The 1,592-nt window shown below is 68.2% G+C and carries 1 protein-coding gene; it reads left to right on the top strand.

Translation table 11 applies throughout. From position 1 onward, the window contains the following. Positions 1–643: 643 nt before the first annotated feature. The coding region (locus VGS97_RS29215; protein WP_414641880.1) for a glycoside hydrolase family 27 protein at positions 644–1,592 on the top strand (949 nt) is incomplete at its 3' end.

Genomic DNA, 1,592 nt, shown 5'->3' on the forward strand with positions numbered 1-1,592 from the left:
GTCTTGCCATGGGCCGGCCCTTTCGTGGGAGGTGGTGGAGGCCGGGACGCAGCCGAGGCGCGCGTCGGCACGTCAGTCGGCTCTACTCCGGCGAGCGCCAAACTACGAACACCGGCGCGCAGGTCAACCGCACGCCGGGCCACGCGGCATATCCCCACCTCGCGAGCGGCCGGAGGGCGAAATTTACATGTTCGGCGCAGATCGTCTCGTAAGCCGGAAGCCGGGTTTCGGGCCGCGCCGACCGCGTGTCGCGATCATCACCCTCTTCGAACTCGACCATGGCTGACAGCGCAAGGTCAGCCGACGCATGGCGGACGCATGGCGGCGGACGGGCCTACAGCCGCACGCAAGGCCGCGGTTGAGTTCGAAGAGCCGTCATCGCTGGAATCCGCCGGTCCGTGCGGAGCCAACACCCACGTTCCAAGTCACAGTGGGCGCGTACGAGCTCGCACTGCAACTTTCTCGCGCGCATGCGCGTCGATGCCGCGTTCGACCTGTCCGGGAGACGGCCGCGCGCCACGCGAGACTCAACCGGTCCACCCCCCGCATGTCCGAGCGGTATACAGCAGTACGGCAGCCTTCGATGCGCTGTCCCGCGACCGTGACCACGACCGTGTCTTCGGGAGTCAGAATGTCTGTTCGGATGCACCGGCTGCGCACCGTGCTGGCGGCGGCGAGCGCCGCCGCGGTGACTGCCGCGGTCGTGCCGGTCGTACTGCTGTCCTCCTCGGCTCCGGCGCGGGCACTGTCGAACGGGCTGGCGCTGACTCCCCCGATGGGCTGGAACGACTGGAACGCCTTCGGCTGCAATGTCAGCGAGTCGCTGGTCGAGCAGACCGCGCAGTACATGGTGACCTCCGGCATGAAGGCCGCCGGGTACCAGTACGTGAACATCGACGACTGCTGGATGACCAGCAGCCGCGACGCGAGCGGCAACCTGGTGGCCGACCCGAACAAGTTCCCCGACGGGATGAAGGCGGTCGCCGACTACGTGCACGGCCTCGGCCTGAAACTCGGACTCTACGAAGAGGCCGGCACCGCCACGTGCGCGGGCTTCCCCGGCAGCCTGGGGCACGAGACGCAGGACGCGAACCTGTTCGCCTCCTGGGGCGTGGACTACCTCAAGTATGACAACTGCAACGGTGGCAGCGAACCGACCCAGCAGCGGTACGACGCGATGCGCGACGCCTTGGCCGCCACCGGCCGCCCGATCCTGTTCGCGCTGTGCGAGTGGGGCGTGGACAGCGTTTGGACCTGGGGCGCGCAGACCGGGAACATGTGGCGCACCACCAGCGACATCAGCGCCAACTTCGGCAGCATGCTGAGCATCTTCCACTCGAACGTGGCGCTGGCGCAGTACGCGGGCCCCGGCGGGTGGAATGACCCCGACATGCTGGAAGTCGGCAACGGCATGTCCGCGACCGAGGACCAGAGCGAGTTCTCGCTGTGGTCGCAGATGGCCGCGCCGCTGCTGGCCGGCACCGACCTGCGCAACGCGAGCGCCGCGACGATGGCGATCTACCTGAACAAGGACGTCATCGCGGTGGACCAGGACCCGCTGGGCAGGCAGGGCGTGGAAGTCTCCTCGACCG

It is taken from the genome of Actinocrinis sp. (assembly GCF_035946395.1).
In the GTDB taxonomy this organism is placed as follows: Bacteria; Actinomycetota; Actinomycetes; order Streptomycetales; family Catenulisporaceae; genus Actinocrinis.